This is a genomic window from Bradyrhizobium sp. (assembly GCF_035701725.1).
In the GTDB taxonomy this organism is placed as follows: domain Bacteria; phylum Pseudomonadota; class Alphaproteobacteria; order Rhizobiales; family Xanthobacteraceae; genus Bradyrhizobium.
On the sequence record NZ_DASSRP010000392.1, the window covers coordinates 1 to 6,807 of the forward strand.

A 6,807-nucleotide genomic window follows, 5' to 3' on the forward strand; every position below is an offset into this window, starting at 1 on the left:
CGATCACGAGGCGCGCAAGAAGTCCTATACGCTGATGGCCGATGCGTTTGGGCTCACCAAAAAGCAAGCGGCGTGACAACTCGCAGTCATTCCGGCGCGCGCAATGCGCGAACCCGGAATCTGGAGATGACGGTCTGCCAAATCAGTCCTGCGTCTCGCTGAAGGTGGCGCGGAACGGATGGGCCGGATAGACGCCGACGATACGCAGTTCGCGCGAGAAGAATTTCAATTCCTCCAGCGCAAAGGCAAGGCCCCGGTCGTCGGGATGACCGTCGACATCGGCGTAGAATTGCGTGGCGAAGAAATTGCCGTCGACCATGTAGCTTTCCAGCTTGGTCATGTTGACGCCGTTGGTGGCAAAACCGCCGAGCGCCTTGTAGAGCGCCGCCGGCAAGTTGCGCACCCGGAAGACAAAAGTGGTGACGAGCGGTCCCGCGCCTTGCTTGGCCCAGTTGGCTTCGCGGGCCAGCACCACGAAGCGGGTGGTGTTGTGCGCTTCGTCCTCGACATCCTTGGCCAGGATATCCAGGCCATAGATTTCGGCGGCAAGCTTCGGTGCGATCGCGGAGCAACTCTTGTCGCCACGTTCGGAAATGATGCGGGCACTGCCGGCGGTGTCGACCCCGACGATCGGCTTGATGCCGAGCTTGCGGATGATGCGACGGCATTGTCCGAGCGCGTGGACGTGGCTTTCGACCGTCTTGATATCGCCGAGCTTGGCGCCGCGTGGCGCCATCAGCTGGTGATGGATCGGCAGAAACCACTCGCCGACGATGAAGAGGCCGGATTGCGGCAACAGGTGATGAATGTCGGCAACGCGGCCCGCGACCGAATTCTCGATCGGGATCATGCCGAGATCGGCCTCGCCCGAGGCGATCGCGGCAAGCGCATCCTCAAAGGTCGGGCAGGGCAGGGCTTCGGCGTCCGGATAGGCCTCGGTGATGGCGATATGGGAGTTGGCGCCCGGCTCGCCCTGGAATGCGATTTTCATGATCTTGGCTGGCTTGGTCATGGCGCCTTGTAGCAGCGGTTCAGGATTTCGCCAGAGCGAGTATCTGGCGCGTGGTTTCGAGGTCGGCCGGGGTATCGACGCCGCGCGGCACCGTGTCGACAATTCCGATGTCGATCCGCATGCCGGCCTCCAGCGCCCGCAATTGTTCCAGCTTCTCCTGCCGCTCCAATGGCGAAGGCGGCAGGCCGACGAAGCGCTCCAGCGCCGCGCGGCGGTAGGCATAGAGGCCGATGTGGTGGTAGCGCGGTCCGTCGCCATGAGGCGCGGTGGCGCGGGTAAAATAGAGCGCACGCAACCGCCGCGGGCCAATCATGGAGCCGACCGCCTTGACCACGTTGGGGTTGGTCGCCTCTTCCTCGGTGTGGATCTCGGCAGCCAGGGTCGCGATGTCGACCGCGGGGTCGGCGAGCGGCGCCAGCACGTCGCGGATATTGTCCGAACTGATGGTCGGAAAATCGCCCTGCAGATTGACCACGATCTCGGCCTTACGGTTCGGATCAAGGATGCCCGCCGCCTCAAAAATCCGGTCCGAGCCGGACGGGTGGTCGGCGCGGGTCATCACGGCCTCCCCACCATGCGCGGTGACGACCGACGCGATTTCGGCGGTGTCGGTTGCGACCGCGACCCGGCCAATCCCCGCCGTTTCCGCCCGGCGCAGGACGTGGACGATCATTGGCAGGCCGGCCATTTGCAGCAGCGGCTTGCCGGGCAGGCGGGTGGCCGCCATGCGGGCCGGAATCAGCACCAAAATGCGGGGATCGGTCATCGGGAATGTACGGTCCGGTACCCTCAAAGAGCGGCCAGAAATAACGGGGGACGGCTCAAAAGCCATTGCGTTTATACGGGTTGCCAGAGCACGGGCAAACCGATATCTGATGCGGGCTTGGGGTGCGGCGCAAAAGGCCGATTCCTGGCGCTTATCGCGGCCGTTTCTCGCCGGCCCACATTCGACATTTCCGGCCTGGAGCCTGATCCAAAATGGACTCCTTCGAACTCAATAAAGTCCTCGGTGCCGTTCTCGGTACCTGCCTCGTTTTGCTGGTGACGAGCTTCACCGCTGGCGCGCTCTTTGCTCCCAACAAGCCGGAAAAGCCTGGCTTCGAAATCGCGGTCAAGGAAGAAGGCGCAGCCGGCGAAAAGGCCGCTGCCGCGCCCGCCGAGCCGATCGAGAAGCTGCTGCAGACCGCTTCCGTCCAGAAGGGTGAGCAGGCCGCCAAGAAGTGCGGAGCCTGCCACGACTTCACCAAGGGAGGGCCCAACAAGGTTGGTCCGAATCTCTATGGCATCGTCGGGGACAAGATTGGCGAAGGCCGCGGCTTCAATTTCTCGGCGGCCATGAAGGCCAAGGGCGGCACCTGGAACATCGACGAACTCAACAAGTTCATCGACAATCCGAAGGGCTTCATTCCGGGCACCGCGATGGGCTTTGCCGGCATCCAGAAGGACAGCGAGCGCGCCGACGTGCTCGCTTACCTGAACTCGCTGTCCGACAGCCCGAAGCCTTTGCCGACCGCGGCGAAGTAACGTCGGTCTATTCGGGCACTATGTTTGGCGGCCGGGGTTCTTGATCCCGGCCGTTTTGCTTTTTGCCGATTGGTTCCCCGGATCGGGGGAAGCGGGCTTCGATTTTGCCTTTATTCCCGCGGCCTTTCGCCCCACGAGGGGTGCAATGATGAGCAAAAAGCAACTTAATCGGTCGAACCGTTGCCTTATACTGGAGTTCCGATTGCGGAGTTCGCAGACGACCGCAGCGAAATCAGGACCTTCAAATTCGCCGCAGGAGCGGCCTCGATAACGCGGCTGATGAAGAGGATTTTGCCTTTGACGCTCAATCGAAGACATCTCTTGCAGGGCGGCGCCGTTGCCGCGATTGCGCCGGCGCTCGCTACTGCTTCCGGCTTTTCGACGATCGGTTCGGCCGGTGCGCAGACCGCGGCTGCCGAGCCGGCCTGGCGGCACGGCCTGTCGCTGTTCGGCGACATCAAATACCCCGCCGGCTTCAAGCGTTTCGACTACGTCAATCCCGATGCGCCCAAGGGCGGGATTGCCCGCATGATCTCGATCGGGACCTTCGATAACTTCAACATTGCGGTGTCGGGCGTCAAAGGCTCACTCGCGCCTGCCGCCGGGCTGATCTATCAAACGTTGATGGAACGGGCGCAGGACGAGGTCGCGACCGAATACGGCCTGCTCGCCGAAGCCGCACAGCATCCGGACGATTTTGCCTGGGTGACCTATCGCCTTCGCCAGGAGGCGCGCTGGCACGACGGCAAGCCGGTGACGCCCGAAGACGTCATCTACTCGATGGAAGCGCTGAAAAAGCTTAGCCCGATGTATGCCTCCTATTATCGGCACGTCACCAAGGCGGAAAAGATTGGCGACCGCGAGATCAAGTTCACTTTCGATGCTCCCGGTAACCGCGAACTGCCGCATATCGTCGGCGAGCTTCTGGTGTTGCCCAAGCATTATTGGGAAGGCACCGACAGCCAGGGACACAAACGCGATATCTCGCAGACGACGCTGGAGCCGCCTTTGGGCTCCGGGCCCTACCGCATCAAGGATTTCGTCGCAGGCCGCTCTGTCAGACTGGAGCGTGTGAAGGATTTTTGGGGAGCCAATCTTCCGGTTCAGATCGGTCAGAACAATTTCGACGAGTTGCGTTTCGAATTCTTCCGCGACAACACCGTCGCGCTCGAGGCCTTCAAGGCCGATCAGGTGGACTGGATCGCTGAGAATTCAGCCAAGCAATGGGAGACCGCCTACGATTTTCCCGCGATGGCTGAGAAGCGCACCATCAAGCAGGAGTTTCCGATCAGCGATATCGGGCGCATGCAGGCCTTCGTGTTCAATTTGCGCCGCGAGCAGTTCAAGGATGCGCGTCTTCGTCGTGCCTTCAACTATGCGTTCGACTTCGAGGAAATGAACAAACAGTTGTTCTTCGGAAAATACACGCGCATCGACAGCTATTTCTATGGAACGGAGCTTGCCTCGTCCGGTCTGCCGCAAGGCGACGAACTGGCGATCCTCGAGACGGTTCGCGACAAGGTGCCGGCGGAGGTTTTCACCAAGCCATATCAGAACCCAGTCGGCGGCGACCCCGAGGCCGTTCGCGCCAATTTGCGCGAAAGCATGCGGCTGTTGAAGGAAGCCGGCTACGAGATCAAGGATCGCAAGCTCGTCGATCCTTCGGGAAAACAGATCACGGTCGAAATCCTGGTCGATAATCCCGCCAACGAACGGATCGTACTGTTCTTCAAGCCGTCGCTGGAACGGATCGGCGTGACGACTTCGATCCGTGTCGTCGACAGCGCCCAATACGAGAATCGCGAGCGCAGTTTCGACTACGACATGATCGTCGATGTCTGGGGAGAGTCGCTTTCGCCCGGCAACGAGCAGCGCGAATATTGGGGGTCGCAGTCCGCCGATGTGCCGGGGTCGCGCAATACGATCGGTATCAAGAATCCCGCCGTCGATGCTCTGATCGACAGGGTTGTCTTCGCCAAGAGCCGAGCCGAGCTGGTCGCAGCGACCCATGCGCTCGACCGCGTTCTGTTGTGGAATTTCTACGTCGTTCCGCAATTCTCCTATCCCTTCGTCCGCTATGCGCTGTGGGATCGTTTCAGCCACGCCGAATTGCCGAAATACGCCCGTTCAGGCCTTCCGTCGCTGTGGTGGTACGATGCCGACAAGGCCGCCCGGCTCGGCAAGAAATCTTGAGGGATTTTTCGCGCATGGCGCTGCTTTCCCGCCGGCATGTGCTCGAGCTTGGTGCCGGCGCGCTCGGCGCGGGTGTTGTGGGCGTGGCCGTGCCGCAGCCGGCATTTGCGGCCGATGCCTCCAGCGAGGCCCACGGAATTTCGGCTTTCGGCGACCTGAAATATCCGGCCGACTTTGCGCACTTTGATTACGTCAATCCGGCCGCGCCGAAAGGCGGGACGTTTTCGCTGATCCCGTCGGTGCGGGCCTATAACCAGTCCTTCTTCACCTTCAATTCGCTCAACGCCTACGTCCTCAAGGGCGAGGGCGCGCAAGGCATGGACTTGACGTTCGCCGCACTGATGGTGCGTGCCGACGATGAACCGGACGCGCTGTACGGTCTGGCGGCAAAGTCGGTGCTGATATCGCCGGACAAGCTGACCTATCGTTTTTCCATGCGCCCTGAAGCGCGCTTCCACGACGGCTCGAAGCTGACCGCACACGACGCCGCCTTCTCGCTCACCGCCCTGAAGGAGAAAGGTCATCCGCTGATCGTGGTTCAGCTTCGCGATATGGTGAAGGCCGAAGCCGTCGACGACGCAACGCTGATCGTCACGTTCTCGCCCAACCGCGCGCGCGACGTTCCGCTGTACACTGCGGGCCTGCCGATTTTCTCAAAGGCCTACTACGCGACACGGCCATTCGAGGAATCCTCCCTGGATGCTCCCTTGGGATCGGGGCCCTACAAGGTCAGAAGATTCGAAGCCAACCGCTTCATTGAATTCGAACGCGTGAAGGATTGGTGGGCAGCCGATCTGCCCGTCAGTCGCGGCAGTTTCAACTACGATGTCATTCGCTACGAGTTCTATCGCGACCGTGACGTCGCCTTCGAGGGCTTTACCGGCAAGAACTATCTGTACCGTGAGGAGTTCACCTCGCGGATCTGGGCGACGCGTTATGACTTTCCGGCGGTCAAGGATGGCCGTGTCAGGCGCGAACTGGTGCCGGACGAAACCCCCTCGGGCGGGCAGGGCTGGTTCATCAACACCAGGCGCGACAAGTTCAAGGACCCGCGCGTCCGCGAGGCGCTGACCTATGCCTTCGATTTCGAATGGACCAACAAGACGGTGATGTATGGCGCCTATGCGCGCACCTGTTCGCCGTTCCAGAATTCCGACATGGTGGCGAACGGTCCGCCTTCGCCCGAAGAACTCAAGCTGCTCGAGCCGTTTCGGGGCCAAGTGCCGGACGAGGTGTTTCACGAGCCGTTCGTGCCGCCGGTCTCGGACGGATCGGGCCAGGACCGCGCCTTGCTGCGCAAGGCGCAGCAATTGCTTCAGGATGCAGGCTTGCCGGTCAAGGACGGCAAACGCCTGCTCCCAAACGGCGAGCCCTTTGCCATCGAGTTTCTGCTCGACGAACCGTCGTTCCAGCCGCACCATTCCACCTTCATCAAGAACCTCGGCCTGCTTGGCATCAATGCCAGTCTGCGGCTGATCGACGCCGTGCAATTCCGCGCGCGCGTCGAGGATTTCGATTTCGACATTACGGTCGAGCGGCTGAGCATGTCGGCGACACCCGGCGACAGCTTGCGGCCTTATTTCGCGTCGAAGGAGGCCGCGACCAAAGGCTCGTACAACTTTGCCGGTGTCGCCAGTCCGGCAATGGATGCAATGGTTGCCAAGGCGATCGCCGCGGAGACGCGGGCGGAACTGACATTCGCGTGCCGGGCGATCGACCGCTTGTTTCGCGCCGGGCGCTATTGGATCCCGCAATGGTATCGCTCCAACCATCCCTTGGCCTATTGGGACGTGTTCAGCCACCCCGCATCGTTACCGCGCTATGCGGTCGATGAGCGCACGATCTGGTGGTACGACGCGGCCAAGGCCGCCAAGCTAGATCAGGCGAAATAGCCCATGGCCGCCTATATCGTTCGCCGCATTTTGCTGATGCTTCCGACCTTGCTCGGAATCCTGTTCGTCGCCTTTGTGGTGGTGCAATTTGCGCCTGGCGGTCCGGTGGAGCGGGTGATCGCGCAACTGTCCGGTTCCGATACCGGCGCCACCTCGCGCATTTCCGGTGGCAGCGGCGACTTCAAG

Annotated in this window: 5 protein-coding genes and 1 pseudogene; 4 read left to right on the top strand and 2 right to left on the bottom strand. The window is 61.5% G+C overall.

Going from position 1 to position 6,807, the window contains the following annotated elements; genetic code table 11:
• Nucleotides 1-142 precede the first annotated feature (142 nt).
• Both VFL62_RS23575 and VFL62_RS23580 read right to left on the bottom strand, forming a co-directional pair.
• Nucleotides 143-1,012, bottom strand: coding sequence for a prephenate dehydratase (locus VFL62_RS23575; protein ID WP_325174805.1), 870 nt, complete (start codon nt 1,010-1,012; stop codon nt 143-145).
• A 19-nt stretch (nt 1,013-1,031) separates the two neighbouring features.
• A complete protein-coding gene (locus tag VFL62_RS23580; protein WP_325174806.1) occupies nt 1,032-1,778 on the bottom strand; it encodes a 3-deoxy-manno-octulosonate cytidylyltransferase in 747 nt (248 codons plus the stop codon).
• Between the two features lie 212 nt (nt 1,779-1,990).
• On the opposite strand from VFL62_RS23580, the gene VFL62_RS23585 reads away from it, so the two are divergent.
• The 4 genes and pseudogenes from VFL62_RS23585 to VFL62_RS23600 all read left to right on the top strand — a co-directional run.
• Complete coding sequence (locus VFL62_RS23585; protein WP_325174807.1) at nt 1,991-2,536, top strand: cytochrome c family protein; 546 nt, start codon at nt 1,991-1,993, stop codon at nt 2,534-2,536.
• 279 nt (nt 2,537-2,815) lie between these two features.
• Nucleotides 2,816-4,729, top strand: coding sequence for an extracellular solute-binding protein (locus VFL62_RS23590; RefSeq protein ID WP_414644823.1), 1,914 nt, complete (start codon nt 2,816-2,818; stop codon nt 4,727-4,729).
• A gap of 14 nt (nt 4,730-4,743) precedes the next feature.
• The gene (locus VFL62_RS23595; protein WP_325174808.1) at nt 4,744-6,621 is read left to right on the top strand and encodes an extracellular solute-binding protein; all 1,878 of its coding nucleotides are present in this window, start codon (nt 4,744-4,746) and stop codon (nt 6,619-6,621) included.
• A 3-nt stretch (nt 6,622-6,624) separates the two neighbouring features.
• Nucleotides 6,625-6,807, top strand: a pseudogene (locus VFL62_RS23600) (microcin ABC transporter permease); the annotation flags it as partial.

What these genes read in the sequence shown, in the direction of transcription:
- VFL62_RS23575 (WP_325174805.1), bottom strand. Translation starts at nt 1,012, where the DNA reads ATGACCAAGCCAGCCAAGATCATGAAAATCGCATTCCAGGGCGAGCCG.
- VFL62_RS23580 (WP_325174806.1), bottom strand. Translation starts at nt 1,778, where the DNA reads ATGACCGATCCCCGCATTTTGGTGCTGATTCCGGCCCGCATGGCGGCC.
- VFL62_RS23585 (WP_325174807.1), top strand. Translation starts at nt 1,991, where the DNA reads ATGGACTCCTTCGAACTCAATAAAGTCCTCGGTGCCGTTCTCGGTACC.
- VFL62_RS23590 (WP_414644823.1), top strand. Translation starts at nt 2,816, where the DNA reads ATGAAGAGGATTTTGCCTTTGACGCTCAATCGAAGACATCTCTTGCAG.
- VFL62_RS23595 (WP_325174808.1), top strand. Translation starts at nt 4,744, where the DNA reads ATGGCGCTGCTTTCCCGCCGGCATGTGCTCGAGCTTGGTGCCGGCGCG.